Raw genomic sequence first — 24,338 nt, forward strand, 5'->3', positions numbered from 1 at the left:
CAGGCTGTCCGCCTCCGTCAGGCACTTCAAGGAACCCCGCCAACGCGTAGATCCCAAAAAGCGTGTTTCATAAAAGGGCGTGAATTCTAACGAAAAAACCCGCGACAGGCGCGGGTTTCTTCAATACGGGCTCAAACCGGCTTACATGCGCTGTAGATCGCGCTGGGCCAGTTGGGCGGCTGAGGTGCCCGGGTACTGGGCCACCACTTGCTGCAAGATGCCCTTGACCTTGTCGGTGTGACCGAGGCGGCGCTCTACGTCAGCCAGCTTGTACAGCGAATCCGGCACCTTGGCGTGCTTGGGATACAGCTGCGACACCTTGGCGAACGCCTGGCCAGCGCCTTGCAGGTCGCCTTTGGCCAGGTTCACTTCGCCCAGCCAGTACTGAGCATTGCCCGCGTACTGGCTGTTGGGGTACTTGCGCAGGAAAGCGGCGAAGGCCTGGCTGGCCTTGTCGAAATCCTTGGCCTTGATCAGGTCGAAGGCGGCATCGTAGTAGAGCTTTTCCTTCGCCGGGTCGGCCGGTTCGCCGCCGGCGGCAGGTGCCGGAGCGGCTGCCCCCGCGCCTGCGGCAGGTGCTGCACCGGGTGCGTTCAATTCGCCACCGGTGCCAGAATTCTCAGGAGTCGCGGCAGGTGCAACGCCGGTTCCTATGCGCCGATCAAGATCCTGGTATCGCTCCAGGTTTTCCTGCTTCATGCGCGAAATATCATTCTGCAGAACTTCAATCACGCCTTGCTGACGCGACAGCTGATCCTGCATTTGCTGGAGCTGGTTGAACAGCTCGCCCTGTGCCGAGACAGGGGCCGAAACCCCTCCCCCGGCATAGGCGCCGTTCGTACCGTAACCCGCAGGCGGATAGCTGCTCCCGCTATTGTTATAGCCGGCATCGTTATCGACCACAGGAACCGCAGCCCACGCCGCAAGCGGCGCGAGGCTGAGAGCCAGAACAGTTACAGCACGACGGCACGTTCGCATGACGAATTACTTACGCAGTTCGACGCGACGGTTCTGAGCCCAGGACTGCTCGTCGTTGCCGGTAGCAACTGGACGCTCTTCGCCGTAGGAAACCAGTTCAAGCTGAGCTGGGGAAACACCTTGCAGTACCAGGTAGCGTTGAACGGCTTTCGCACGACGCTCGCCCAGTGCCATGTTGTACTCACGAGTACCACGTTCGTCGGTGTTGCCTTCCAGAACAACGCGAGCGCCGTTTGCTTTCAGGTCCTTGGCGTGAACGTCCAGAGCGCGCATGGCTTCTGGCTTCAGGTCCGAGCTGTCGTATTCGAAGTAGAAGGTGGTGATTGCGCGCAGAGCAGCTTCTTCGCTCAGGGAGCCGTCAACTGCACCAGTGTTAGCGCCGTAACCAGCGTTTGGATCAACAGCGCCTTCGCCGGCATTGTCGCCGCCTTTGGACGAGCAACCTACAGCTACAGCCATGGCCAGAGCCAGCGCAGCAAATTTACCAAACTTCAGCATTTCCATCGTGAAACTCCTAATGAACCCCAGTGTGTTAAGTAAAACGTATTGCGCCGCGTCAGTTCAGGTAAGGGGACCAGGACGGTTCTCTGACTTCGCCTTGTGCGGTAGGAAGCGGGAGCCTCACGCGTCCGTTGATGGACACGAGCATCAAGACTCCCCGGCCCTGCTGGCGGGTGGCGTAGATTACCATGGTGCCGTTGGGCGCAACAGTAGGTGACTCGTCCAGAGTGCTATCAGTGAGGATTTTTACGCTACCGCGCTGCAAATCCTGGGCCGCCACCTTGAAATTGGTGAAACCGTCCTGGCGATGGATCATCACCAGGGTCTTTTCGTCCGCCGACAGCTTAGGGTTGGCGTTGTAGTTACCGACGAACGTCACGCGTTCGGCACCGCCGCCACCGGCACTGGTCTTGTAGATCTGTGGCTTGCCGCCCCGGTCGGAGGTGAAGTAGATGGTCGAGCCATCCTTGCCCCAGAACGGTTCGGTGTTGATGCCCGGGCCATTGGTCACGCGCGAGATCGAACGCGAAGCCAGGTTCATCACGTAGATGTCCGGGTTACCGTCCTTGGACAGTACGAACGCCAGGCGCGTACCGTCCGGCGACCAGGAGGGCGCGCCGTTGAGGCCTTCGAAGTTGGTGATCTGCTCACGGCGGCCGGTGTCGATGTGCTGGACGAAGATGCGCGGACGCTTCTGCTCGAACGAGACGTAGGCGATGCGTTTGCCATCCGGGGCAAAACGCGGCGACAGGATCGGTTCGCGCGATTGCAGCAGGGTCACCGCGCGGGCACCGTCATAGTCGGAGCGCTGCAGGGTGTAGCGGGTGTTGTTTTCCGAGAAGCGCTCGGCGGTCACGTAGAGCATGCGGGTCGAGAACGCGCCCTTGATGCCGGTGAGTTTCTCGAACGACTGGTCGGCGATGTAGTGCGCCATGTCGCGCAATTGATCGACGCCACCCGACACGCTGCCGGTCAGTACCTGCTGCTCGGTGGCGACGTTGAACAGGGCGTACTGCACCTGCAGGCGGCCGCCGGCCGGAACGATGCTGCCGACCATGATGTACTGGGCACCCAAGGCCTTCCAGTCACGGTAGATGACTTCGCTGGCCTGGGTCGGCAGGCTGATCATGTTCTGCTTCGGAATCGGTGCGTAGTAACCCGAGTTGCGCAGGTCGTTGCCGATGATTTCCGCCATGTCGTCGGGCAGGACGCTGCCGCCCTGCCAACCGAACGGTACCACCGCGATCGGGGTCGCCCGGTCGCTGCCGCTGGTGACCAGAATGTTCTTTTCCTCTGCTACCGCTATCCCTGCCAGGCAGCAGATAACGACGAGCATTGATCGAAGAAGGTTTCTCACAAGGCTAGATCCTCAGGTGTGAATGTCATCTTGAATGAACGATAGGGAGCGAAATCGCTCGGTTTCATTCCTTGCATTTCCGTCAATCGTCCAATGTTCTTGACCGCTGCGACCGCCGAAGCATCGAACGGGCCGTCACCGCTGGACTTGGCGACGCTGACCGAGGTAACCGTACCGTCGGGCAACATGCCGATTTGCAATACTACCGTCATGCCTTTGCGCGCCGAAGGTGGACGAGCCCAGCCTTCCGCCGCTCGGGCACGAATCAGATCATCGAAACTGCCGGCGACTTCGTCGCCCTGCTCGTCGGCCAAGGCCTGCTGGCGCTGCGGCGTGTCGGAAAGCAGATCCGCCAAGGCCTGGGCCTTCTTGTCTTCGGCAGATTTGCGCGCTGCGTCCTGGGCCTTTTTCTTGGCGGCGTCGGCGGCGGCTTTCTTCTTCGCTTCTTCGGCGACCTTTTTCTTCGCCTCTTCAGCTTCGGCTTTCTTCTTCGCGTCTTCAGCCGCTTTTTTCTTCGCGTCCTCGACAATCTTTTTCTTCGCTTCTTCAGCGGCCGCTTTCTTGGCCTCTTCTTCAGCGGCTTTCTTGGCTTCTTCCTCAGCCTTCTTCTTGGCTATATCAGCCAATTGTTTCTCTTCTGCCTTTTTCGCCTCGGCAGCTTTCTTCGCATCGTCGGCTTTCTTGGCTTCGTCAGCCTTCTTCGCTTCCTCCGCTTTCTTCGCCTCGTCGGCCTTGCGGGCTTCTTCGGCTTTTTGAGCGGCTTCCTCTTTCTTTTGTTCCGCAGCCTTGATCGCTTCCTGCTCGACCTTCTTCTGCTCCATCTGCTCGACTTCGGTCTGCCGCGCGGCAGACTTCTTGGCCTCACCGGCCAGCTTCTGGTTGGTCTGGGTCGTGGCCTGGCTCTTGGATTTGAGCTGGTACAACGTCGCCTGCACGATCGGCTTGGCCGGCGGCAACTCAGGCGTCATGGCAAAACTGACGAACAGCATGCCGAACACCAGCACATGCAGGCCGATTGCCAGGACACTGGGCCAGAAGTAGCTTTCCGAGGCAGAGGGCTCTCGCTGTTGCTGCATCAGGGGGCCTCGGTGATCAAGCCAACATTACCGACCCCGGCTTTCTGCAGACCGCCCATCGCGCCCATTACGGCGCCGTAATCCACGGTCTTGTCGCCACGGATGAACACTTGGGTACGCTTGCCGGCGTCGTTGCCGACACGAATGATCTTGGTCACCGCGTCAGTCATCTGCGGCAGGGTCATGGCCCGGTCCTGCTGCTTCTCGGTATCGACTTCGCTGCCAAGGTTCCAGTAATAGGTCTTGTCAGCCTTGATCGAAATGGTCAGGACCTGGGTGTTGTTGTCCTGCGGCAAGGCTTCGCTGGAAACCTTGGGCAGATCGACCTTCACGCCCTGGTTGAGCATCGGCGCGGTCACCATGAAGATGACCAGCAGCACCAGCATCACGTCGATGTAGGGCACCACGTTCATCTCGGCAACCGGCTTGCGCTTGTTTCGGGCTCGAGCGATTAAAGCCATCGGGAAATACCTGCTTATTCTTCGCTGGTGTGCACTTTACGGTGCAGGATCGCCTGGAACTCGTCGGCGAAGGTGTAGTAACGGCCGATCAGCGTTTCGCTGCGGGCAGAAAAGCGGTTGTAGGCGATAACGGCCGGGATCGCCGCGAACAGGCCAATAGCGGTCGCGACCAGCGCCTCGGCGATGCCCGGAGCCACGGTGGCCAGGGTCGCCTGCTGGGCGGAGGCCAAGCCACGGAAGGAGTTCATGATCCCCCATACGGTACCGAACAGACCGATGTACGGGCTGACCGAACCGACGGTGGCCAGGAACGGCAGGCTCTGCTCGAGCTTCTCTTCTTCCCGGGAAATGGCCACGCGCATGGCTCGGGCCACGCCTTCCATCACGGCTTCAGGGTCTACGCCCGGTTGCTGGCGCAAACGGGAGAACTCCTTGAAACCGGCACGGAAAATCTGCTCGACGCCCGAGTCCGGATCCGGGTTGCTGCCCGCCTGGCGGTAGAGCTTGGACAGGTCGATACCCGACCAGAAGCGCTCCTCAAAGCTCTCCAGGGCACGGCGACCGGCGCGCAGCAGGTTGCTGCGCTGAAAAATCATGATCCATGAGGTCACCGATGCGGCTACCAGGGTCAGCATTACCAGTTGCACCACGACGCTGGCATTGCTGACCAGGCTCCACATGGAGGTATGGTCGACGACGTTAGCTTCCACGCTTTATCTCCTGCTCTGAGTGTGTACCCGCGCCGCTCACGCCGGCAAAGGCCGCACGTAGAGCTTCGGGAATGGCCCGGGGTTTCAAACTATGGGTGCGCACACAGGCCACCAAAAACTGCCCTTCGCAGAGCAGCACATTATCCGCAGCCCGCCTGACCTGCTGCTTGAAGCGCAGGCTGACGCGGTTCAATTCGATGACATCGGCCGTTACCACCAGTTCGTCGTCCAGCCGCGCCGGCGCGTGGTAGCGCGCTTCGCTGGAATGCACGACGAATAACAGGTCCTCCCCTGCCAGTGCGGATTGGGCGAAACCCAGTTCCCGCAGCCGTTCGGTTCGAGCCCGTTCCATAAACTTGAGGTAATTGACGTAGTAAACGATGCCGCCGGCATCGGTGTCCTCGTAATAAACGCGACAGCGATGTGCGAACGACTCCAGCCCGTTTTGCGCGCGCATACTCTAGTGCTTACTCCTCAGGTTGCCAATCGGCCAGGCAACTGTTTTTTCAATCTCGAATGCATTGACGCTCCAGACGTCGTCTGGGACAGCACGAGCTGGAAAAAAGTCAGCCTATCGAGCGCGTTCAATCGTCCACGGCATCGAGGAATTCGTCTACCACCGGCATCTCGCCCATTCGTGTCGGGATGTTTAAGCCAAAGTGCAGGTAGGCATGGCGCGTCACCACACGCCCACGGGGAGTACGCATGATATAGCCCTGCTGGATCAGGTACGGCTCCAGCACATCTTCAATGGTGTGACGCTCTTCGCTGATCGCCGCCGCCAGGCTGTCCACGCCGACCGGGCCACCGTCGAACTTTTCGATCATGGTCAGTAGCAAGCGTCGGTCCTGATGGTCGAAACCGCGCTCGTCGATATCCAGCAGGTTCAACGCCAGGTCGGCAATCGGCTTGGTGATGTGCCCCTTGGCCCGGACTTCGGCGAAGTCCCGGACCCGACGCAACAACCGGTTGGCGATCCGCGGCGTGCCCCGGGCCCGACGGGCCACCTCATAGGCACCCTCCGGGTCCAGCGGCAAGCCGAGGATGCCGGCCGAACGGCTGACAATCGTCGCCAGGTCGGCGTTGCTGTAGAACTCGAGGCGCTGGACGATACCGAAACGGTCGCGCAGCGGGTTGGTCAGCATGCCGGCCCGGGTGGTCGCGCCCACCAGGGTGAAGGGCGGCAGGTCCAGCTTGATGGAGCGTGCCGCCGGTCCTTCGCCGATCATGATGTCCAACTGGAAATCTTCCATGGCCGGGTACAGCACTTCCTCGACGATCGGCGACAGCCGGTGGATCTCGTCGATGAACAGCACATCATGGGGTTCAAGATTGGTCAGCAGCGCCGCCAGGTCGCCCGGCCGCTCGAGGACCGGCCCCGAGGTGCTTTTGATCGACACGCCCATTTCCTGGGCGATGATGTTCGCCAGGGTGGTCTTGCCCAGGCCCGGCGGGCCGAAGATCAGGGTGTGGTCCAGCGATTCGCTGCGCCCACGGGCCGCCTGGATGAACAACTCCATCTGCTCGCGCACGGTCGGCTGGCCGATATAGTCCGCCAGGCTGACGGGGCGAATCGCCCGGTCCTGGACTTCCTCGCGGTCACGGGGGGCGCCCGTGGCGGCGATCAGACGGTCTGCTTCGATCACTTAAATCATTCCCTTCAGGGCACGACGAATCATGTCTTCAGTGCTCAGGCCTTTTTCCTTGATGGCGGAAATCGCCTTGCTGGCTTCCTGAGGCTTATAGCCCAGGGAGATCAATGCGGTCACCGCGTCGTTCTCGGCGCTGGCCGCAGGCATCGGTGCATCCGGCTGGTTCGGCACCAGCGCGAACATGGCCGGCACCGCTTCCCAGGCCTTGAAGCGATCCTTGAGTTCGACCAGCAGGCGCTCGGCGGTTTTCTTGCCCACACCCGGCACCTTGGTCAGCGCCGAGGTGTCCTGGGACTGCACGCAACGCACCAGCTCGTCGACCTCCAGGCTCGACATCAAGGCCAGGGCCAGTTTCGGCCCTACACCATTGAGACGGATCAACTCACGAAAAAAGTCTCGCTCGCGCTTGCCGACGAAACCATAGAGTAACTGCGCGTCCTCGCGTACGACCAAATGGGTATGCAGTGTCAGCGGCTCGCCGACCGACGGCAGGCGGTACAGCGTGGTCATGGGCACTTCCAGCTCGTAGCCCAGCCCATTGACATCGAGAATCAGGTGCGGCGGCTGTTTCTCAGCCAGGGTGCCGCGCAAGCGTCCAATCACGTTTCAGATCCTTGGGGGTTGGCCAACCACGGGCTGGCGAGTCGCTGCCCGCGCATATAAGGCCGACGACAGGCGCAAAATGCTCGGGCTCTTGAATAAATGCGCTGATGCTATCAGAGACGCAGGCGCCCGCCACGACTGCGTGCGGTTCCCAGGCCATGAGGCAACAGGCTGGAACGGGTGTGGGCATGGCAAATGGCGATGGCCAGGGCGTCGGAGGCGTCGATCTGCGGCTTGCTGACCAGCTTCAGCAGATGCATCACCATCATTTGCACCTGCTCCTTGTTCGCCGCGCCCGTTCCAACAACTGCCTGTTTGACCTGGGTCGCAGTGTACTCGGCGATTTCCAGGTTTTCTTCGGCACCGGCGACAATGGCCGCGCCTCGGGCCTGGCCCAGCTTCAGGGCCGAATCGGCGTTACGGGCCATGAACACTTTTTCGATGCCCATGGTGACCGGCCCGTAGGTCTGGATGACCTCCCGCACGCCGCGATAAACAATCTGCAGGCGCTCGTGCAATTCGCCCGCGCCCGTGCGGATACAACCGGAAGCCACGTACACGCAGCCGCGTCCGGTATCGCGAACCACGCCATAGCCGGTGATGCGCGAACCGGGGTCGATGCCAAGGATTAAAGTCATAACGCCTGCGAAAAAAAGTGCGATGGCAAGAAGATGCAACTCAACAAAGGCCTACGTTGAACCCGTGGCGAGGGAGCTTGCTCCCGCTGGGCTGCGCAGCAGACCTTTTTGGGAGCGCTTCGCACTCCAGCGGGAGCAAGCTCCCTCGCCACAATGGTTTCAAACAAACCCTAAGGGAGCAGCATTACACCTGTCAGCCCAACTGCTCTGCCACCGACTCCGGAATATCGGCATTGGAATAAACGTTCTGCACGTCATCCAGGTCTTCGAGCATGTCGATCAGCTTGAGCACTTTCTCGGCGCCTTCAAGGTCCAGCTCGGCGCTGGTAGTCGGCTGCATCACGATCTCGGCGTCGGCAGGCTTGAATCCGGCCGCTTCCAGCGCATTACGCACGGCGTAGAAGCTGGCGAACGAGGTGAATACGTCGAACGAGCCATCCTCATGACTGACCACGTCGTCAGCGTCGGCTTCCAGGGCCGCCTCTGTCAGGGCATCTTCATCCAGGCCGGGGGCGAAGCTGATCTGCCCCTTGCGTTCGAACAGGTAGGCCACCGAGCCGTCGGTGCCCAGATTGCCACCGCATTTGCTAAAGGCATGACGCACGGCAGCTGCCGTACGGTTGCGGTTGTCGGTCATGCATTCGACCATCACCGCCACGCCGCCCGGGCCGTAACCCTCGTAGGTCAGCTCTTCAACGTTGTCAGCCTCGGTCGCACCGGCGCCGCGGGCGATGGCCCGGTCGATGATGTCGCGGCTCATGTTGGCACCCAGCGCCTTGTCCAGGGCCAGGCGCAGGCGTGGGTTGGAACCCGGGTCGCCGCCACCCTGGCGGGCCGCGACCGTCAGTTCACGAATCCACTTGGTGAAGATCTTGCCTCTCTTGGCATCCTGACGTTCTTTGCGGTGCTTGATGTTCGCCCACTTGGAATGACCTGCCATAACTCGCTCCGGTTTTTCTTTGAATCATCGCCCGCCCTGCTGGCGCAGCAGCCGGCAATCGGAAATATCGACCCCAACGAAAAGGCGCATCCGAAGATGCGCCATCAGGTGCCGGTCTTACTCAGCCTTGGGCTGTTCGCGCAGGCGAATATGCAGCTCGCGCAGCGCCTTGGCGTCCACTTCGCCCGGAGCCTGGGTCATGACATCGGCCGCGCTCTGGGTTTTCGGGAATGCAATCACTTCACGAATCGACTGGGCGCCGGTCATTAGCATCACCAGGCGGTCCAGGCCGAAGGCCAGGCCACCATGGGGTGGTGCGCCGAACTTCAGGGCGTCCAGCAGGAAGCCGAATTTCTCTTCCTGCTCCGCTTCGTCGATGCCCAGCAGGCGGAACACGGCCTGTTGCATTTCCTTGCGGTGGATACGGATCGAACCGCCACCCAGCTCGGTACCGTTCAGGACCATGTCGTACGCGCGGGACAGAGCGGTCGCCGGATTGGCTTCCAGCTCCTCGGGCGAGCACTTCGGTGCGGTGAACGGGTGGTGCAGCGCGGTGAAGCTGCCGTCGTCGTTCTCTTCGAACATCGGGAAGTCGACGACCCACATCGGGGCCCATTCGCAGGTCAGCAGCTTCAGGTCATGACCCAGCTTGATCCGCAGTGCGCCCAGGGCTTCGCTGACGATCTTGGCCTTGTCGGCGCCGAAGAACACGATGTCGCCATCGACCGCACCCACGCGATCGAGGATCACGTTGAGGTTGGCCTCAGGGATGTTTTTCACGATCGGCGATTGCAGGCCATCGACACCCGCAGCGCGCTCGTTGACCTTGATGTACGCCAGGCCCTTGGCACCGTAGATGCCGACGAACTTGGTGTAGTCGTCGATCTGCTTGCGCGGCATGCTGGCGCCGCCCGGTACACGCAGGGCGGCGATACGGCATTTCGGATCGTTGGCCGGGCCGCTGAAGACCTTGAATTCGACTTCCTTGAGCTGGTCGGCGACATCCACCAGTTCCAGCGGGTTACGCAGGTCCGGCTTGTCGGAACCGTAGCGGCGCATGGCCTCTTCGTAGGTCATGTGCGGGAACTCGCCGAACTCCAGACCCAGCACTTCCTTGAACAGGTTGCGGATCATGCCTTCGGTCAGGCCCATGATGTCTTTTTCATCGAGGAAGCTGGTTTCGATGTCGATCTGAGTGAACTCAGGCTGACGGTCGGCACGCAGGTCTTCGTCGCGGAAGCATTTGGCGATCTGGTAGTAGCGGTCGAAGCCGGCAACCATCAGCAGCTGCTTGAACAACTGCGGCGACTGCGGCAGGGCGAAGAAGCTGCCGGGGTGGGTGCGGCTCGGCACCAGGTAGTCGCGGGCGCCTTCCGGGGTGGCGCGGGTCAGGATCGGCGTCTCGACGTCGAGGAAGCCGTTCTCGTCCAGGTAGCGACGGATGCTGGTGGTCATGCGCGAACGCAAGCGCAGCTTCTCAGCCATTTCCGGACGGCGCAGGTCGATGAAGCGGTAGCGCAGGCGGGTTTCCTCACCTACGTCGGAGTATTCGTTGAGTGGGAACGGCGGGGTTTCCGCTTCGTTGAGCACTTCCAGCTCATAGCCCAGCACTTCGATCATGCCGGACGCCATGTTGGCGTTGCCGGCACCGGCCGGACGCAGGCGCACCTTGCCGGTGATTTTGACCACATATTCGCTGCGCACGCGGTCGGCGGTGGCGAAGGTTTCAGCGCGATCCGGGTCGAACACCACCTGGGCCAGGCCTTCACGATCACGGATATCGAGGAAAATCACCCCGCCATGGTCACGGCGACGATGGACCCATCCGCAAAGAGTAACTTCCTGACCTTCCAGGCTTTCGTTCAGTTGGCCGCAATAATGGCTGCGCATCATGGTAGTGGTTTCACTTCTCGTAATTCGACATTCGGTTGGAGGCCCTGCCCGTGCAAGAACTCGCGCGTGTTCAACTCAGTCAGCTTTGTCGCCACCGGCCAGGTTCTTCTTGGCGCCGGTCTTGAAATCGGTTTCGTACCAACCCGTGCCGCCGAGGCGGAAGCCAGGCATGGAGAGCATTTTCTTCAGTTCCGGCGCCTGGCAAGCAGGACAGTCGACCAGCTTTGCGTCGCTGATCTTTTGAATGACTTCCATCTGATGACCACAGGAAGCACATTGATAGTCGTACATCGGCATGGGGTTATCTCGGCGATCAGGTTACACCCGCAAGAACTGGGCCTTGCGGCAAAGGGCGAGATTATAGCCATTAAATGCAGCCTGTGCAGCCGTAAGACCGCACAGGCTGCGCCGTCGGGTTGCGGACACCGCCGGGCTTGCGCGGTCAATGGCGCGCGGGGACTTCTATCCCGGTCTCCTTCAGGCTATGCACCACGCAGACCACTCTCACCAAGCCGCTGAAATTGCGCACCCCACCGTGACGCAGATGCACTTCCCGATCCACATGGGACAGCAAGGTGCTGATGGAGCAGCGGTTGAGCCGGGCCATATCGCCGAGGATGTTCCAATACACCTGCTCCAGCCGCAGACAGGTGGCGAATCCGTTCAGACGGATGGATCGGGCCCAGGGCCGGGCCAGCTGCATATCGAACCCCCTGACAAACGGGTCGACACTGATGGGTTGGAAGCGCCCCTGCACGCCCTCCCCGGGTTCTTTTCCTTGAATCATACCGTTGACACTCCTTTGCCATACGAGCCTGTGGGTTGGAATACCCGACCCGTGGTCCTATGGAAGCGCAACGGCAGCGCCAGTTCCAGATGACTTTATGACCATCGACGTAGGACAAGCCAACAGCAGGTGGGCGATGAATTACACGGTCCTACACCCGGCGCGCAGGCAATATCGCCCCCGTGGCGAGGGAGCTTGCTCCCGTTCGGCTGCGCAGCAGCCGTAAGACCTGTGTCTGACAAGGTTTGGGGCTGCTACGCCCGAGGCGTCGGACCGTCCCAGCGGGAGCAAGCTCCCTCGCCACGGAGCATATAACGGGTGCCTCTTATTGGCTTTCCAACAGCGAGCGCAGCATCCATGCGGTCTTCTCGTGCACTTGCATGCGCTGGGTCAGCAAGTCGGCGGTGGGTTCGTCGCTGACCTTGTCCAACAAAGGAAAGATGCCACGGGCGGTACGCGTCACGGCTTCCTGACCTTCGACCAGTTGCCGGATCATGTCTTCGGCGCCCGGCACACCTTCTTCTTCCTTGATGGAAGACAGGCGCGCATACACCGAATACGCACCGGGGGCGGGAAAGCCCAGGGCACGGATTCGCTCGGCAATCGAATCCACCGCCAGCGCCAGTTCGTTGTATTGCTCCTCGAACATCAGGTGCAGGGTGCGGAACATCGGCCCGGTGACGTTCCAATGGAAATTATGGGTCTTGAGGTACAGCACATAGGTGTCCGACAGCAGGCGCGAAAGCCCGTCCACGATGGACTTGCGGTCTTCTTCGCTGATTCCGATATCAATAGCCATGGTGGGTTGATCTCCTGATGGTGATGAATTCGACAACGACCGTTCACTTTAGTGGATTTGGCCGTCTCCAGCCTGCGACAGATCGCCAGCCCTTCTGAACCGACAAGGCCGGGGCGCCGGCGGTTCCGACAGTCTCAAGAATTCAACGCCCTTTGCCTGACAGCTTCAAGCGCATGCCAGTCTTTCCAGCCGACGAACTGCGCGGCCCGCGCCCTCAACGGGTTTGAGAAGGCCCAGGCTTTACTGTTAAATAGGCAGTGTGTCGCTACGCCTATTCTTCCGGGCATGGCGCATAGGCTGACTCGGGTACGTGTCCACCGCCTCTTAATGTGTTCCGAAGCGAACCGCCCCCGACCAGCTCTTCCTTGTGATCTGTCTTAACCGTGAGCCAATCAAAATGTTGAAAATCGTCCACTTGCTAATGGGCGCAGCTGCCCTGCTGCTGTCCTTCATCCCTAGCCTGGGTTCCGAAGCCACACCTTACCTGCAACACCCCGACGCACTGTACCTGGCCTTCTTCGGCCTGCTCAACCTGACCCTCGCGCCTGTAATTCCGTACTGGAACAAAGGTCCACGTCATCAACTGCAAAACCTGGTCAGCGCCTTGCTGGTGCTGGCCGTTGCCTTGCAAACCCTGGCGCTGCTGGCGCCGATGCCGGAAATCGCCGGTCAACCGGCGATCCTGTTCAGCCTGGGTAGCGCCCTGCTCGCCGTGGCCCTGCACCTGGCCGTCAGCTTCTACAAGAAGTCGTCGCCAGCCGCCGCGCCGCAGAACTACGACATGTCCAACCGCGATACCGGCACCGTGAAGTGGTTCAACACGTCCAAAGGTTTCGGTTTCATCTCCCGCGACTCCGGCGATGACATCTTCGTGCATTTCCGGGCCATTCGTGGCGAAGGCCACCGCGTCCTGGTAGAAGGCCAGCGCGTGGAATTCTCGGTGATGAACCGCGACAAAGGCCTGCAAGCCGAAGACGTGATCGCAGCCCTGCCGCGTCGCTGATTCCCAAGCGCTAAAAAAAACCGCGGGCAGCCTAGGCTGCTCGCGGTTTTTTATGGTCTGCCAATCGACGCCAGGTCCGCCACTTCCTGTGGGAGCGGGCTTGCTCGCTATAGCGGTGGGTCAGTCGGTCGCAATGCTGGCTGATCCGCCCTTTTCGCGAGCAAGCCCGCTTCCACAAGGATTGCGGCGTTAGTAATGCGGAGGCGGCGCCTCCTCTTCAAAGGTTTCGAATTGCCCCGCCATCTCTTCCTGGCGCTTGAGCAACGCCGCCATTTGCAGCTGCAGCCGCTCGACTACACGCTGCTGTTCCACCAGCACGTCGTTCAAGGCCTGGATGGTGTCATCCTGAAACGCCAGGCGACTTTCAAGCTCGGTAACACGCTCCTCAAGATTCATGGCATCAGTCCTCCAGAAACTTGAAATCATCGGTCAGGGCCATCCGCAAGCGTTCGCGAACAGCCGCCACCTGCACCTCAGTATAAGGCCGCGCCGGATGTTTGCCCCAGACTGGAGCAGGCCAGGCGACATCATCACGCTTGCGTACGATCACATGCATGTGCAACTGGCTGACGACGTTACCCAAGGTGGCAACGTTCATTTTGTCGGCATCGAACGAATCTTTCAGGGTTTCGGCAAGCGCCGTGGTTTCTTTCCACAACTGTTGTTGATCGCCGTCATCCAACTGAAACAATTCGCTGATACTTTCCCGCCGCGGTACGAGGATGAACCACGGATAGTTGGAATCATTGGACAGCAGCAACCGGCACAGCGGGAAATCACCGATCGGCAATGTGTCTTGTTGCAGTCGTGGGTCTAAGGCAAACACCGTGCGTACTCCTCGTTGATGATCCTGCCCGGACGAGCGGCCCTGGGGACTGCGTCGGGCATAGACCCGCAGCATACCGGCTAACCGCAGAACGTTCACTGCGTAACGTCCAGGTCCGGAACAACCACTGGCTGCTGATGTATTTTGGTCCGGGAGTGCCATGAACCAGTGCAGCCGCGCGCCCCTATTCGGCGCATGGGTCATGCCGACAACCCTGGGCGGCGCGGCTACATACCGCGACAGCTGTAGGATTTTTGTCCAGCCTGAAATTTTTTTGCACCAAAACAGCACAGTGCGTCTACGCTCAGTGCACGAAGCATCCGGGATTTACTCACCGGATGGGGTGAACCGGTAACGTTTTTGGTTGTCTCGCGAAATTTCCTACCGGCAACCATGACTATTGCGCAGCAGTCAACCCTATTTAAAACAAGGCCTTTGGGGCCCGGTTTCATGAGGTTTCACCGCGACCGCGAGCAAGATGTGAAAAAAATGTGAAGGCAGAACCGGATTTGAGCATGCTTGTTGCATTCAATCCGCACATCGTCTGGAAGGCCTGCCGGAGCGCAGACCGCCAGGAGTTGAAAAAATTAGAGTGGCAAGGCTGCCCAAGGAGCTTCAAACGCGGTAATGATGGACTCTTTATACCGATGCCGGAAAAAGAAAAAACAACATTAAAGTTGTGAATCCAAGTGCACGGGTTCAGCCCAGATACGACATGGATCGAGCCATTGGCGACATGGTCGTAAAGAAGCTGAAAGGTTGTATGGGCAAGTATCGCCAATAGGGTCGGCGTGATATAAGTTTGCGCCGACACAAAAAGAAAGAGCCGCCCAGATAATAAAACAGGTGGGACGGCAGTACTCTTCTAAAACCAAAGGAGCAAATCACGATGCGCGTGATGAAGTGGAGCATGATCGCACTGGCCGTTGCAGCAGCAGCCAGTACCCAAATGGCTACGGCCGCACCGTTTGTAACTGACCAGTCTGAAGCCAAAGGCTTTGTGGAAGATGCCAGCGCCAAGCTGCTGCTGCGCAACTACTACTTCAACCGTGACAACAAAAACGGTGGCAACGATCAGAAAGACTGGACCCAAGGCATCTGGGGCAACTTCAACTCCGGCTACACCCAAGGCACCGTAGGCGTCGGTATCGATGCATTCGGTTACCTGGCCGTCAAACTGGACGGTGGCGACGGCACTGGCGGCACTGGCAACATGAGCCGCGACGCCGATGGCGATGTGAACGACAGCCAGGGCAAAGCCGGCGCGGCCATCAAGTTCCGCATCTCCAAGACCGAGCTGAAATTCGGCGACATGCAGCCTAGCACTTCTCCAGTGTTCGCAGTCGGTGGCTCCCGCATCCTTCCTCAAACTGCCAGCGGTTTCCAACTGCAGAGCAGTGAAGTCAAAGATCTTGACCTCGAAGCCGGCCACTTCTACTCGGGCACCAGCCAGGATCGCAACGCTCGTGACGGCGGTCTGTTTGCAAACTACGCTGGCGTGGAAGCCAACACCATCGACTACCTTGGCGGCAAATACGCCTTCAGCGACAACCTGAGCGCATCGGTGTACGGCGCCAAGCTGGAAGATATCTGGAACCAGTACTACGGTAACCTGAACTACACTATCCCTATGGGCGGTGATCAGTCGCTGAACTTGGACGGTAACATCTACCGCACCACCGACGCCGGCAGCGCCAAGGCTGGCGACATCAGCAACACCACGTTCTCCCTGGCTGCCGCTTACTCGTTCCTTAAAGCACACACCGTTACCGTCGCGTTCCAGAAAGTCAACGGCGACACTCCGTTCGACTACATCGGTGTAGGCAAGAACAACCGTGGTGGCGACTCGATCTTCCTCGCGAACTCCATCCAGTACTCTGACTTCAACGCCCCTAACGAGAAGTCTGCCCAGGTTCGTTACGACCTGAAGATGGCTGAGTACGGCGTACCTGGCCTGAGCTTCATGGCCCGCTACGTTAAAGGTTGGGATATCGACGGGTCCAAAATGGATGCCACCAGCCCATACAACGCCATCGGTTATGGTGATGATGGCAAGCATCACGAAACCAACTTCGAAGCCAAGTACGTGGTTCAGGCCGGCCCTGCCAAGGACCTGTCGTTCCGCGTTCGTCAGGCATGGCATCGCGCCAACACCGACCAGGCTGAAGGCGATATCAATGAGTTCCGCCTGATCGTCGACTACCCGATTTCGATTCTGTAATTGTCGAAAGTTAGTTCGCGGTAATCAAAAAAGGCCCATCTTCGGATGGGCCTTTTTCATTGTGCCTGGTTCATGGAAACCCTGACCAAAAGGTCAAGCAACTACCGAAGCATCATTGCACCGAAGAAGGTTCCTGGACGACCCGAATCACCCGCTGGGGAAACGGAATATCAATCCCGGCATCCTTCAAGCGGTCCCGGGCCTGTTCGTTGAGCATGAACATCACGCTCCAGTAGTCCGCGGTTTTCACCCAGATGCGCAACGACACAGTGATCGAACTGTCGCCCAGGGTGGAAATCACTGCTTCAGGTGCCGGATCGGCCAGTACGCGCTCGTCCTTTGCCAGATCCAGCAGCACCTGCCGAGCCTTTTGCAAGTCGGCCTGGTAATCCACGCCCACATCGAACACCACCTTGCGGGTCGGCTGACGATTGGTGTTGGTGATGATGCCGTTCGACAGATTGCCGTTGGGCACGATAACGGTCTTGTTGTCGCCAGTGCGCAGCACGGTGTGGAAGATCTGGATCGCATCGACCGTACCGGCAACGCCCTGGGCCTCGATCCAGTCACCGATGCGGAACGGACGGAACAACAGGATCAGCACCCCACCGGCGAAATTCGCCAGGCTGCCCTGCAGTGCCAGGCCGATCGCCAGGCCGGCCGCACCGATGGCCGCGACAAACGAGGTGGTTTCCACACCGATCATCGAGGCCACACTGACGATCAGCAGTATCTTCAGGATGATATTCGCCAGGGTACTGATGAACCCTTGCAACGCCAGGTCAGCATTACGCAGGGCCAGCAGCGCGCCCAGCTTCTGGGTCACCTTGTTGATCAGCCACCAGCCGATGGCCAGGGTGACGATCGCCAGCAGCACGCGGCTGCCGTACTCCATGATCATTGGGATCCAGGCCTGGGAAGCCTTGACCAGGTGGTCCACTTCAGCGTTCAAGTCCATCGTGTTCTCCTTATCCTATTGCACGCGGCATTATGGCAAGGGCGCTTGCTCGCGCCTGGGTGCGTAGCGCCTATCTATAATAGGCTGCTGCGCAGCCAGCGGGAGCAAGCTCCCTCGCCACAGGGTCTTCATGTAACTGGAATATCAGTCACGGAAGTTATTGAATTGCAGCGGCATGCCGAATTCCTTGCCGCGCAAGGCAGCGATTGCTTCTTGCAAGTCGTCGCGCTTCTTGCCGGTCACCCGGACCTGCTCACCCTGGATGGCGGCCTGGACCTTGAGTTTGGCGTCCTTGATATGAGCGACGATCTTCTTGGCCAGTTCCTTGTCGATACCTTCCTTGAGCACGGCTTCCTGCTTCACCACCTTGCCCGACGCGTAGGCGTCCTTGACCTCGAGGCATTGCACGTCGATCTTGCGCTTGACCAACGCCAGCTTGAGGATCTCGATCATCGCCTCAAGCTGAAAGTCGGCTTCGGCGGTCAAGTTGACGGTCAGCTCCTTTTCCTTGAACTCGAAGCTGCCCTTGCCCTTGAGGTCATAGCGACGGTCGAGTTCCTTGACGGCGTTTTCAACGGCGTTGGTGACTTCGTGTTTGTCCAGTTCGGATACCACGTCGAATGACGGCATGTAGTGTTCTCCAAATAAAAAGGCGCGCCCGTAACGAAGGCGCGCGCTTGGCTTGTGGTTGAAATCGGGCTCATTATAACGGGTCTTTTCCAATCGACGCTGTGAGCCCTCAGATGCCTGCGCCAATCCGAGTAAAAAACTGATGTCCACCACCTGGCATGTCCTCGGTGCCGGCAGCCTTGGCACACTGTGGGCCACGCGCCTGGCCCGGGCCGGCCTGCCGGTGCGGCTGGTGCTGCGCAATGACGACCGGTTGCAGGCGTATGAGGCGGCCGGAGGCCTTACCCTGGTGGAACAGGGCCAGCCGCAATTCTACCCGGTGCCCGGTGAAACGGCGGACAGCTCCGAACCGATCCGGCGCCTGCTGCTGGCTTGCAAAGCCTACGATGCCGAAGCCGCGGTGGCTTCAGTGGCCCACCGCCTGGGCGCCGAGTCGGAACTGATCCTTCTACAGAACGGCCTCGGCAGCCAGGATGCGGTGGCAAACCGCGTCCCCCAGGCCCGCTGCATCAGTGCCTCCAGCACCGAGGGCGCATTTCGCGACGGTGACTGGCGCGTGGTGTTCGCCGGCCACGGCTACACCTGGCTTGGCGACCCCGCCCACCCGATGCCGCCGTTCTGGCTGGACGACCTGAGCGCCGCCGGCATCCCCCACGAATGGAGCACCGAGATCCTCACCCGGCTCTGGCGCAAACTGGCGCTCAATTGCGCGATCAATCCGCTGACGGTACTGCATGACTGCAACAATGGCGGCTTGCGGGTGCACCATTGCGAAGTCGCGACCCTCTGCGCAGAGCTCACCGACCTGCTCGAACGCTGCGGCCAGCCGGCTGCGGCCGAGCACTTGCATTCGGAAGTCGAACGGGTGATCCAGGCCACCGCCGCCAATTACTCCTCGATGTACCAGGACGTCAAACATCGGCGCCGCACCGAAATCAGCTATCTGCTCGGCCACGCCTGCAAGTCAGCCCAACGCCATGGGCTGGTGATCCCGCACCTGGAACAGCTGCGACAGCGCCTGATTGCCCACCTGGACAACCTCGGATTGCCCAGCGACTGAGCAGCGGCTACGCTGCCCTCGTGTTCTTTTGCAGCGACGACTCTGATGCCATTGCGCCAACGCCTTGAAAACCTCCCGGTCGGCCAGAAACTGCTGGCCGCCCTGTTGGTGTTGTTGACCACCGTTCTGCTGGTGGCCAACCTGACCTTTATCAGCGCCGCCTACTACATTTCCCAGGAAAGCATGGCACCCCAGGCCTTGCAGACCATCGGCCGGCTGGTGGCGAACCCGAGCCTGATTTCCGACGCACTGCAATCGCCGCAAACCGCCAAGCGCCTGCTCGATGAGCTCAACAGCTACGGACCGCTGCGAGCAGCGGCCTTATATGACGGTGAGGGCGAACGCCTGGCACAGTTGCAACAGGGCGAAAAGCTCAAGTTGCCCGACCATTTCCGCCATATGCAGGCCTGGCAGGCCGGAGAGTTTCGCAGCAACCAGGTGATCACCCTGCCCCGTCCCGGCAAGACACCGGGGCATCTGTTGCTGGTGGCCAGCAGTGAATTGCCGACGGCGTTCTACACCGGCACCCTCACCGCCAGCCTCGGCATCCTGATCTTCAGTGTGTTGCTCTGGCTGGTGATTGCCCAACAGATCAAGCGCCTGATCACCCAACCGATCCATCAACTCGAAGAACTGTCACGCCAGGTCACCCGCGAAGAGAACTATTCACTGCGCGCCGCCCGGGGCAACCACGACGAGATCGGCAGCCTGGCCGAGGCATTCAACACCATGCTGTCGCGGATCGAAGCCCGCGAGCAACAGCTCAAGCGCGCCCGGGACGACTCCCAGGCCGCCTACGACCAGGCCCAAGGCCTGGCGGAAGAAACCCGCCATACCAATCGCAAGCTGGAATTGGAAGTCCAGGTGCGCAGCAAGATCGAGAAAAAACTCACCGGTTTCCAGAACTACCTCAACAGCATCATCGACTCCATGCCCTCGGCGCTGATCGCCCTCGACGAACAGCTCTACGTCACCCAGTGGAACCAGGAGGCCAGCGCGCTCTCCGGCACGCGCCTGGACGAGGCGCTGAACCAGCCGATCTTCCTCGCCTTCGAACCGCTCAAACCGTACCTGCCGCAGCTCAAGCAGACCGTCGAACAACACACGGTGGCGAAAATCGAACGGGTCACCTGGACCAAGGACGACGAAGCGCGACACTACGCCCTGACCTTCTACCCATTGATGGGCGGCGCTGGGCGCGGGGTGGTGATCCGCATCGATGACATCACCCAGCGCCTGTCGCTGGAGGAAATGATGGTGCAATCGGAAAAAATGCTCTCGGTCGGCGGTCTCGCGGCGGGCATGGCCCACGAGATCAATAACCCCCTGGGCGCGATCCTGCACAACGTGCAGAACATCCGGCGGCGGCTGTCGCCGGACCTGCCGAGGAACCTCGAACAGGCCGAGCAACTGGGCATCGAGCTGCCAGCGGTCAATCGTTACCTGGAAGGCCGGGAGATCCCGCAGCTGCTCGACGGCATCCAGCAGGCCGGTGCCCGGGCCGCGAAGATCGTCACCCACATGCTCAGCTTCAGCCGCCGCAGCACGCGGCAGATGGCACCCTGCGACCTGCCGGCGCTGATCGACCAGGCGGTGGAAATCGCCGGCAACGACTTCGACCTGGCGATCGGCTTCGACTTCAAGGGCCAGGCGATCATCCGTCAGTTCGACCCGAACCTGGGGCCGGTGCCCGGCACGGCCAACGAACTGGAACAAGTGTTGCTCAATCTGTTGAAAAACGCCGCCCAGGCAATCCACCAACGCCAGGACGACAGCGAACCGGGGCGCATTATCCTGCGCACTCGGCTGAATCCGCTGTGGGCGGAGATCCAGGTGGAAGACAACGGCATCGGCATGAGCGAAAACGTCCGTAAGCGGACCTTCGAGCCGTTCTTCACCACCAAGGAGATCGGCCAGGGCACAGGCCTCGGGCTGTCGGTGTCGTATTTCATCATCACCAATAACCACAAGGGCCAGATGGAAGTGCAATCGGCACCGGGCCAGGGCACTTGCTTTACCCTGCGCCTGCCGTTGGCCGGCACGTCCCTCACCCAGCAGGAAAACATACAACTGGAGCGCTGAGCATGGGCTTTCGCCTGTCGAAGATTTACACCCGCACCGGCGACAAGGGTGAAACCGGATTGGGCGATGGCCGTCGCGTGGCGAAGGACCATCCACGAATCGAGGCCATTGGCGAGGTGGATACGCTGAACAGCCAGCTGGGGTTGCTATTGGCTGGACTTGCCGCCGAAACCACGCGCTACCCGGCGCTGGGGGAAGTCAGTGACGTGCTGGCGCCATGTCAGCACCGCCTGTTCGATCTGGGCGGTGAACTGGCGATGCCGGCCTATCAGGCGTTGAATACGGCGGAAGTCGAACGACTGGAAGCGGCGATCGATGTCTGGAACGAGGAGTTGGGACCGTTGGAAAACTTCATCCTGCCCGGCGGCTCGACGCTGATTGCCCAGGCCCATGTCTGCCGCAGCCTGGCTCGCAGCGCCGAGCGTCGTTGCCAGCAGTTGAACGCGGTCGAACCGCTGGCCGGGCCGGGGCTGGCTTATATCAATCGGTTGTCGGACCTGCTATTCGTGGCGGCCCGAGTGATAGCCCGGCGGCAAGGGGTGGCCGAGGTGCTTTGGGAGGCGGCGGCCAAGCCTGGGGCTTGATCAAAAGAAATGTATCGCCTGTCAGGCCGCCTTCGCGGGCAAGCCCGCTCCCACATTGGATCTGCGTCAGACACTCAATCTGTGCTCACAACCGATCACCCTGTGGGAGCGGGCTTGCCCGCGAAGGGGTCAGCAGCCACACCACAAAAATCATGCCCCAGGCCAAAACGCCCGAATCCCCGCCACACCCTGAGCCCCAGCCTCCCAAGCTTTTTGCCGGTCATCAGGCCCGACCCCGCCCAACAGATAAACCGGCTTGTTGAAACCTTCGATCAACCGCGCAGCTTCCTCCCAACCCAACGGCTGCGCCTCGGGATGGGTCTGGGTCGGTTGTACCGGCGAAAGCGTCACGAAATCCACATCCATCTGCTGCGCCAGGGCCAGTTCCTCTGCGTTATGACAGGAAGCCGCCAACCAGCGCTCCTTGCCGAACGGACGACCGGCCGCTGCGTGTTTACGCAACTGCGCAGCGGTGATGTGCCAGCCAGCGGACGGAAAGTCCCCCAGCCACTCGAACGGCCCCTTGAGCATCAATTGCGCCTTGCCGGCGCACAACCCCGCCGCATCCACCGCCAGGTCGCGGTATTGCGGGTCGTAGCCGTTGGGGGCACGCAGCTGCACCAGCTTGATTCCGCCGGCGATCGCCTTCTGCAGGCCGCGCAGTAACGCCGGCGTCTCAAGGCCTTCAGGGGTGATCAGGTATTCGCCCGGCAAGCGGGCCGCGGCGACGATCGGTTGATTGGCGGCCGGAAACTCATAATTCGGCAGATCGCGGGCCGTCACCCAGGCCAACGGCTGCCCCTCGGCGCCATGCGGCTCGCCGGTGAACGCCGAGACTTCCCAGACATCGAGCAATACCTGCTTGTCGGGGTAATCGTGGCGCACCTTGATCAGCGGTCGGGCGGTTCCGACCACTATCCCCAGCTCTTCATGGAGCTCCCGGGCCAGCGCCTTCTCGACGGACTCGTCGGCCTCGACCTTGCCACCGGGAAATTCCCACAGGCCGCCCTGGTGCTGGGTGTCGGCCCGTCGGGCGATCAGGATCTTGCCGGCAGCGTCACGAATGACTGCCGCCGCTACATGGACTCGTTTCACCGCGCAGTGTCCTCCAGGCCGGCCGTTTGCCACGCCTTGAGCGCCGGCCGTTGATAAAGGGGTTCGACTTGGGCCGCTCACCTCAAAAGTGTGCAGCCGTTGTGCCGCCATCGCGAGCTGGCTCGCTCCCACAGGGGATTTGTGGGGTGGCGTGAATTGAGTTCACACCACAGATCCCTGCTCGCGATAGGAGCAACTCGGTACCGAGCCCTGTTAAGTCCGATACTCAGCGTTGATCTTCACGTACTCGTGGGACAAATCGGTAGTCCAGATCGTTTCGCTGCACTCACCACGCCCCAGCTCGATGCGGATGGTGATTTCTTCCTGCTGCATCACCGCCGCGCCCTGGGCTTCGGTGTAGGTCGCAGCACGAGCGCCTTGGCTGGCGATGCAGACTTCACCGAGGAACACATCGATCTTGCTGACGTCCAGCGCCGGCACGCCGGCACGACCGACCGCGGCGAGGATCCGGCCCCAGTTCGGGTCGGAAGCGAACAGCGCTGTCTTGATCAGCGGCGAATGCGCCACGGTGTAGCCGACGTCCAGGCATTCCTGGTGATTGCCACCGCCGTTGACCTGCACGGTGACGAACTTGGTCGCGCCTTCGCCGTCACGGACGATGGCCTGGGCCACTTCCATGCAGACTTCGAACACAGCCTGTTTCAGGGCGGCGAACAGCGGGCCGCTGGCTTCGGTGATCTCAGGCAGGTTGGCCTTGCCGGTGGCGATCAGCATGCAGCAGTCGTTGGTGGAGGTGTCGCCGTCGATGGTAATACGGTTGAAGGACTTGTTGGCGCCGTCGAGCATCAGGTCTTGCAACACTTGGCGCGAAACCTTGGCGTCGGTGGCGATGTAGCCGAGCATGGTCGCCATGTTCGGCCGGATCATGCCCGCACCTTTACTGATACCGGTGACGGTGACGGTCACGCCATCGTGCTGAAACTGGCGGCTCGCGCCCTTGGGCAGGGTGTCGGTGGTCATGATCCCGGTGGCGGCCGCGGCCCAGTTGTTCTCCGACAGGTCGTCGAGAGCGGCCTGCAACGCGCCTTCGATTTTCTCTACCGGCAGCGGCTCGCCGATCACACCAGTGGAATACGGCAGCACCTGATTGGCATCGACACCGGTCAGTTCGGCCAGTTTTGCGCAAGTGCGCTCGGCGGCGGCCAGGCCTGGCGCGCCGGCGCCGGCGTTGGCATTGCCGGTGTTGGTCAGCAGATAGCGCACCGGCCCCTGCACGCGCTGCTTGGCAAGAATGACCGGCGCTGCGCAAAAGGCGTTGAGGGTGAACACGCCGGCGACCGTCGAACCTTCGGCGCAACGCATCACCACTACATCCTTGCGTCCGGGGCGCTTGATGCCCGCCGAAGCGATACCGAGTTCAAAACCGGCAACCGGGTGCAACGTTGGCAACGGACCAAGACCAACAGCCATGAATGCGCTCCTTTTAGATGTATGTCTGCGCCGCTCTCGTCGGGACGGCTAAT

The 24,338-nt window shown here is 60.7% G+C and carries 27 protein-coding genes; 6 read left to right on the forward strand and 21 right to left on the reverse strand.

Annotation, left to right across the window (positions count from 1 at the left end):
- Positions 1–141: 141 nt before the first annotated feature.
- The 15 genes from ybgF to ACLEJQ_RS24205 form a co-directional block, all read right to left on the reverse strand.
- Positions 142–978, reverse strand: a complete 837-nt coding sequence (ybgF, locus tag ACLEJQ_RS24135) for a tol-pal system protein YbgF (protein WP_440799169.1) — start codon at positions 976–978, stop codon at positions 142–144.
- A gap of 6 nt (positions 979–984) precedes the next feature.
- The gene (gene pal, locus ACLEJQ_RS24140) at positions 985–1,482 is read right to left on the reverse strand and encodes a peptidoglycan-associated lipoprotein Pal (protein WP_003178634.1); all 498 of its coding nucleotides are present in this window, start codon (positions 1,480–1,482) and stop codon (positions 985–987) included.
- 52 nt (positions 1,483–1,534) lie between these two features.
- Positions 1,535–2,836 (reverse strand): Tol-Pal system beta propeller repeat protein TolB, encoded by a 1,302-nt coding sequence (gene tolB / locus ACLEJQ_RS24145; RefSeq protein ID WP_440799171.1) that lies wholly within the window; start codon positions 2,834–2,836, stop codon positions 1,535–1,537.
- Positions 2,833–3,912, reverse strand: a complete 1,080-nt coding sequence (tolA, locus tag ACLEJQ_RS24150) for a cell envelope integrity protein TolA (protein WP_440799173.1) — start codon at positions 3,910–3,912, stop codon at positions 2,833–2,835. Before tolA ends, tolB begins: the two co-directional genes overlap by 4 nt.
- A complete protein-coding gene (gene tolR, locus ACLEJQ_RS24155) occupies positions 3,912–4,364 on the reverse strand; it encodes a protein TolR (RefSeq protein WP_161796096.1) in 453 nt (150 codons plus the stop codon). The genes tolA and tolR overlap by 1 nt, the downstream gene beginning before the upstream one ends.
- Before the next feature lie 23 nt (positions 4,365–4,387).
- Positions 4,388–5,083: a protein TolQ gene (tolQ, locus tag ACLEJQ_RS24160; RefSeq protein WP_440799175.1), complete on the reverse strand. Its 696-nt coding sequence runs from the start codon at positions 5,081–5,083 to the stop codon at positions 4,388–4,390.
- Complete coding sequence (ybgC, locus tag ACLEJQ_RS24165) at positions 5,073–5,540, reverse strand: tol-pal system-associated acyl-CoA thioesterase (RefSeq protein WP_030140799.1); 468 nt, start codon at positions 5,538–5,540, stop codon at positions 5,073–5,075. Before ybgC ends, tolQ begins: the two co-directional genes overlap by 11 nt.
- Before the next feature lie 127 nt (positions 5,541–5,667).
- Positions 5,668–6,729, reverse strand: a complete 1,062-nt coding sequence (gene ruvB, locus ACLEJQ_RS24170; protein WP_041023877.1) for a Holliday junction branch migration DNA helicase RuvB — start codon at positions 6,727–6,729, stop codon at positions 5,668–5,670.
- Complete coding sequence (gene ruvA, locus ACLEJQ_RS24175; protein WP_440799177.1) at positions 6,730–7,338, reverse strand: Holliday junction branch migration protein RuvA; 609 nt, start codon at positions 7,336–7,338, stop codon at positions 6,730–6,732.
- 113 nt (positions 7,339–7,451) lie between these two features.
- Positions 7,452–7,976 (reverse strand): crossover junction endodeoxyribonuclease RuvC, encoded by a 525-nt coding sequence (gene ruvC, locus ACLEJQ_RS24180; RefSeq protein WP_063324612.1) that lies wholly within the window; start codon positions 7,974–7,976, stop codon positions 7,452–7,454.
- A gap of 193 nt (positions 7,977–8,169) precedes the next feature.
- On the reverse strand, positions 8,170–8,916 hold the full coding sequence (locus tag ACLEJQ_RS24185; RefSeq protein WP_018614256.1) for a YebC/PmpR family DNA-binding transcriptional regulator: 747 nt from the start codon (positions 8,914–8,916) through the stop codon (positions 8,170–8,172).
- A 117-nt stretch (positions 8,917–9,033) separates the two neighbouring features.
- The gene (gene aspS, locus ACLEJQ_RS24190) at positions 9,034–10,809 is read right to left on the reverse strand and encodes an aspartate--tRNA ligase (RefSeq protein ID WP_440799180.1); all 1,776 of its coding nucleotides are present in this window, start codon (positions 10,807–10,809) and stop codon (positions 9,034–9,036) included.
- 75 nt (positions 10,810–10,884) lie between these two features.
- On the reverse strand, positions 10,885–11,106 hold the full coding sequence (locus tag ACLEJQ_RS24195; RefSeq protein ID WP_245143008.1) for an FmdB family zinc ribbon protein: 222 nt from the start codon (positions 11,104–11,106) through the stop codon (positions 10,885–10,887).
- Positions 11,107–11,251: 145 nt separating this feature from the next.
- Complete coding sequence (locus ACLEJQ_RS24200) at positions 11,252–11,596, reverse strand: ribbon-helix-helix domain-containing protein (protein ID WP_440799183.1); 345 nt, start codon at positions 11,594–11,596, stop codon at positions 11,252–11,254.
- A gap of 325 nt (positions 11,597–11,921) precedes the next feature.
- Positions 11,922–12,395 (reverse strand): Dps family protein, encoded by a 474-nt coding sequence (locus ACLEJQ_RS24205; protein WP_440799185.1) that lies wholly within the window; start codon positions 12,393–12,395, stop codon positions 11,922–11,924.
- Between the two features lie 397 nt (positions 12,396–12,792).
- Here ACLEJQ_RS24205 and ACLEJQ_RS24210 point away from each other — a divergent pair, with 397 nt between their 5' ends.
- Positions 12,793–13,398, forward strand: a complete 606-nt coding sequence (locus ACLEJQ_RS24210) for a cold shock domain-containing protein membrane protein (RefSeq protein WP_440799187.1) — start codon at positions 12,793–12,795, stop codon at positions 13,396–13,398.
- A gap of 189 nt (positions 13,399–13,587) precedes the next feature.
- Here the strand turns inward: ACLEJQ_RS24210 and ACLEJQ_RS24215 are convergent, their stop codons facing one another.
- Together ACLEJQ_RS24215 and ACLEJQ_RS24220 are read right to left on the reverse strand one after the other, a co-directional pair.
- Positions 13,588–13,794 carry a SlyX family protein gene (locus tag ACLEJQ_RS24215; protein ID WP_440799189.1) on the reverse strand — a complete coding sequence of 69 codons (207 nt, stop codon included), beginning with the start codon at positions 13,792–13,794 and terminating at the stop codon, positions 13,588–13,590.
- A 4-nt stretch (positions 13,795–13,798) separates the two neighbouring features.
- Positions 13,799–14,224 (reverse strand): HIT domain-containing protein, encoded by a 426-nt coding sequence (locus ACLEJQ_RS24220; protein ID WP_440799216.1) that lies wholly within the window; start codon positions 14,222–14,224, stop codon positions 13,799–13,801.
- Positions 14,225–14,739: 515 nt separating this feature from the next.
- On the opposite strand from ACLEJQ_RS24220, the gene ACLEJQ_RS24225 reads away from it, so the two are divergent.
- Both ACLEJQ_RS24225 and ACLEJQ_RS24230 read left to right on the forward strand, forming a co-directional pair.
- Positions 14,740–14,907 carry a hypothetical protein gene (locus ACLEJQ_RS24225; RefSeq protein ID WP_440799190.1) on the forward strand — a complete coding sequence of 56 codons (168 nt, stop codon included), beginning with the start codon at positions 14,740–14,742 and terminating at the stop codon, positions 14,905–14,907.
- A gap of 206 nt (positions 14,908–15,113) precedes the next feature.
- Entirely contained in the window at positions 15,114–16,445 is a 1,332-nt protein-coding gene (locus ACLEJQ_RS24230) for an OprD family porin (protein WP_440799192.1), read from the forward strand.
- 112 nt (positions 16,446–16,557) lie between these two features.
- Here ACLEJQ_RS24230 and ACLEJQ_RS24235 read toward each other — a convergent pair whose 3' ends face one another.
- Together ACLEJQ_RS24235 and ACLEJQ_RS24240 are read right to left on the reverse strand one after the other, a co-directional pair.
- Entirely contained in the window at positions 16,558–17,403 is an 846-nt protein-coding gene (locus ACLEJQ_RS24235) for a mechanosensitive ion channel family protein (protein WP_440799194.1), read from the reverse strand.
- A 144-nt stretch (positions 17,404–17,547) separates the two neighbouring features.
- Positions 17,548–18,033 (reverse strand): YajQ family cyclic di-GMP-binding protein, encoded by a 486-nt coding sequence (locus ACLEJQ_RS24240; RefSeq protein WP_440799196.1) that lies wholly within the window; start codon positions 18,031–18,033, stop codon positions 17,548–17,550.
- 142 nt (positions 18,034–18,175) lie between these two features.
- On the opposite strand from ACLEJQ_RS24240, the gene ACLEJQ_RS24245 reads away from it, so the two are divergent.
- The 3 genes from ACLEJQ_RS24245 to ACLEJQ_RS24255 are packed head-to-tail and all read left to right on the forward strand — an operon-like array spanning position 18,176 to position 21,759.
- Positions 18,176–19,093, forward strand: a complete 918-nt coding sequence (locus ACLEJQ_RS24245; RefSeq protein ID WP_440799198.1) for a putative 2-dehydropantoate 2-reductase — start codon at positions 18,176–18,178, stop codon at positions 19,091–19,093.
- A gap of 45 nt (positions 19,094–19,138) precedes the next feature.
- Positions 19,139–21,175: an ATP-binding protein gene (locus ACLEJQ_RS24250; RefSeq protein ID WP_440799200.1), complete on the forward strand. Its 2,037-nt coding sequence runs from the start codon at positions 19,139–19,141 to the stop codon at positions 21,173–21,175.
- Between the two features lie 2 nt (positions 21,176–21,177).
- Positions 21,178–21,759 (forward strand): cob(I)yrinic acid a,c-diamide adenosyltransferase, encoded by a 582-nt coding sequence (locus tag ACLEJQ_RS24255; protein ID WP_440799202.1) that lies wholly within the window; start codon positions 21,178–21,180, stop codon positions 21,757–21,759.
- A 150-nt stretch (positions 21,760–21,909) separates the two neighbouring features.
- On the opposite strand, the gene ACLEJQ_RS24260 is transcribed toward ACLEJQ_RS24255, so the two are convergent.
- Both ACLEJQ_RS24260 and argJ read right to left on the reverse strand, forming a co-directional pair.
- Positions 21,910–22,854 carry a Nudix family hydrolase gene (locus tag ACLEJQ_RS24260; protein ID WP_440799204.1) on the reverse strand — a complete coding sequence of 315 codons (945 nt, stop codon included), beginning with the start codon at positions 22,852–22,854 and terminating at the stop codon, positions 21,910–21,912.
- 213 nt (positions 22,855–23,067) lie between these two features.
- The gene (argJ, locus tag ACLEJQ_RS24265; RefSeq protein ID WP_440799206.1) at positions 23,068–24,285 is read right to left on the reverse strand and encodes a bifunctional glutamate N-acetyltransferase/amino-acid acetyltransferase ArgJ; all 1,218 of its coding nucleotides are present in this window, start codon (positions 24,283–24,285) and stop codon (positions 23,068–23,070) included.
- Between the last annotated feature and the right edge of the window lie 53 nt (positions 24,286–24,338).

The sequence above is a fragment of the Pseudomonas sp. SMV71 genome (genome assembly GCF_052042015.1).
GTDB lineage: Bacteria > Pseudomonadota > Gammaproteobacteria > Pseudomonadales > Pseudomonadaceae > Aquipseudomonas.

Excerpts from the sequence above, each read along its gene's own strand:
- ybgF (WP_440799169.1), bottom strand. The coding sequence starts at position 978 with ATGCGAACGTGCCGTCGTGCTGTAACTGTTCTGGCTCTCAGCCTCGCG.
- pal (WP_003178634.1), bottom strand. The coding sequence starts at position 1,482 with ATGGAAATGCTGAAGTTTGGTAAATTTGCTGCGCTGGCTCTGGCCATG.
- tolA (WP_440799173.1), bottom strand. The coding sequence starts at position 3,912 with ATGCAGCAACAGCGAGAGCCCTCTGCCTCGGAAAGCTACTTCTGGCCC.
- ybgC (WP_030140799.1), bottom strand. The coding sequence starts at position 5,540 with ATGCGCGCGCAAAACGGGCTGGAGTCGTTCGCACATCGCTGTCGCGTT.
- ruvC (WP_063324612.1), bottom strand. The coding sequence starts at position 7,976 with ATGACTTTAATCCTTGGCATCGACCCCGGTTCGCGCATCACCGGCTAT.
- ACLEJQ_RS24185 (WP_018614256.1), bottom strand. The coding sequence starts at position 8,916 with ATGGCAGGTCATTCCAAGTGGGCGAACATCAAGCACCGCAAAGAACGT.
- aspS (WP_440799180.1), bottom strand. The coding sequence starts at position 10,809 with ATGATGCGCAGCCATTATTGCGGCCAACTGAACGAAAGCCTGGAAGGT.
- ACLEJQ_RS24195 (WP_245143008.1), bottom strand. The coding sequence starts at position 11,106 with ATGCCGATGTACGACTATCAATGTGCTTCCTGTGGTCATCAGATGGAA.
- ACLEJQ_RS24200 (WP_440799183.1), bottom strand. The coding sequence starts at position 11,596 with ATGATTCAAGGAAAAGAACCCGGGGAGGGCGTGCAGGGGCGCTTCCAA.
- ACLEJQ_RS24205 (WP_440799185.1), bottom strand. The coding sequence starts at position 12,395 with ATGGCTATTGATATCGGAATCAGCGAAGAAGACCGCAAGTCCATCGTG.
- ACLEJQ_RS24210 (WP_440799187.1), top strand. The coding sequence starts at position 12,793 with ATGTTGAAAATCGTCCACTTGCTAATGGGCGCAGCTGCCCTGCTGCTG.
- ACLEJQ_RS24215 (WP_440799189.1), bottom strand. The coding sequence starts at position 13,794 with ATGAATCTTGAGGAGCGTGTTACCGAGCTTGAAAGTCGCCTGGCGTTT.
- ACLEJQ_RS24225 (WP_440799190.1), top strand. The coding sequence starts at position 14,740 with ATGCTTGTTGCATTCAATCCGCACATCGTCTGGAAGGCCTGCCGGAGC.
- ACLEJQ_RS24230 (WP_440799192.1), top strand. The coding sequence starts at position 15,114 with ATGCGCGTGATGAAGTGGAGCATGATCGCACTGGCCGTTGCAGCAGCA.
- ACLEJQ_RS24235 (WP_440799194.1), bottom strand. The coding sequence starts at position 17,403 with ATGGACTTGAACGCTGAAGTGGACCACCTGGTCAAGGCTTCCCAGGCC.
- ACLEJQ_RS24240 (WP_440799196.1), bottom strand. The coding sequence starts at position 18,033 with ATGCCGTCATTCGACGTGGTATCCGAACTGGACAAACACGAAGTCACC.
- ACLEJQ_RS24245 (WP_440799198.1), top strand. The coding sequence starts at position 18,176 with ATGTCCACCACCTGGCATGTCCTCGGTGCCGGCAGCCTTGGCACACTG.
- ACLEJQ_RS24250 (WP_440799200.1), top strand. The coding sequence starts at position 19,139 with ATGCCATTGCGCCAACGCCTTGAAAACCTCCCGGTCGGCCAGAAACTG.
- ACLEJQ_RS24255 (WP_440799202.1), top strand. The coding sequence starts at position 21,178 with ATGGGCTTTCGCCTGTCGAAGATTTACACCCGCACCGGCGACAAGGGT.
- argJ (WP_440799206.1), bottom strand. The coding sequence starts at position 24,285 with ATGGCTGTTGGTCTTGGTCCGTTGCCAACGTTGCACCCGGTTGCCGGT.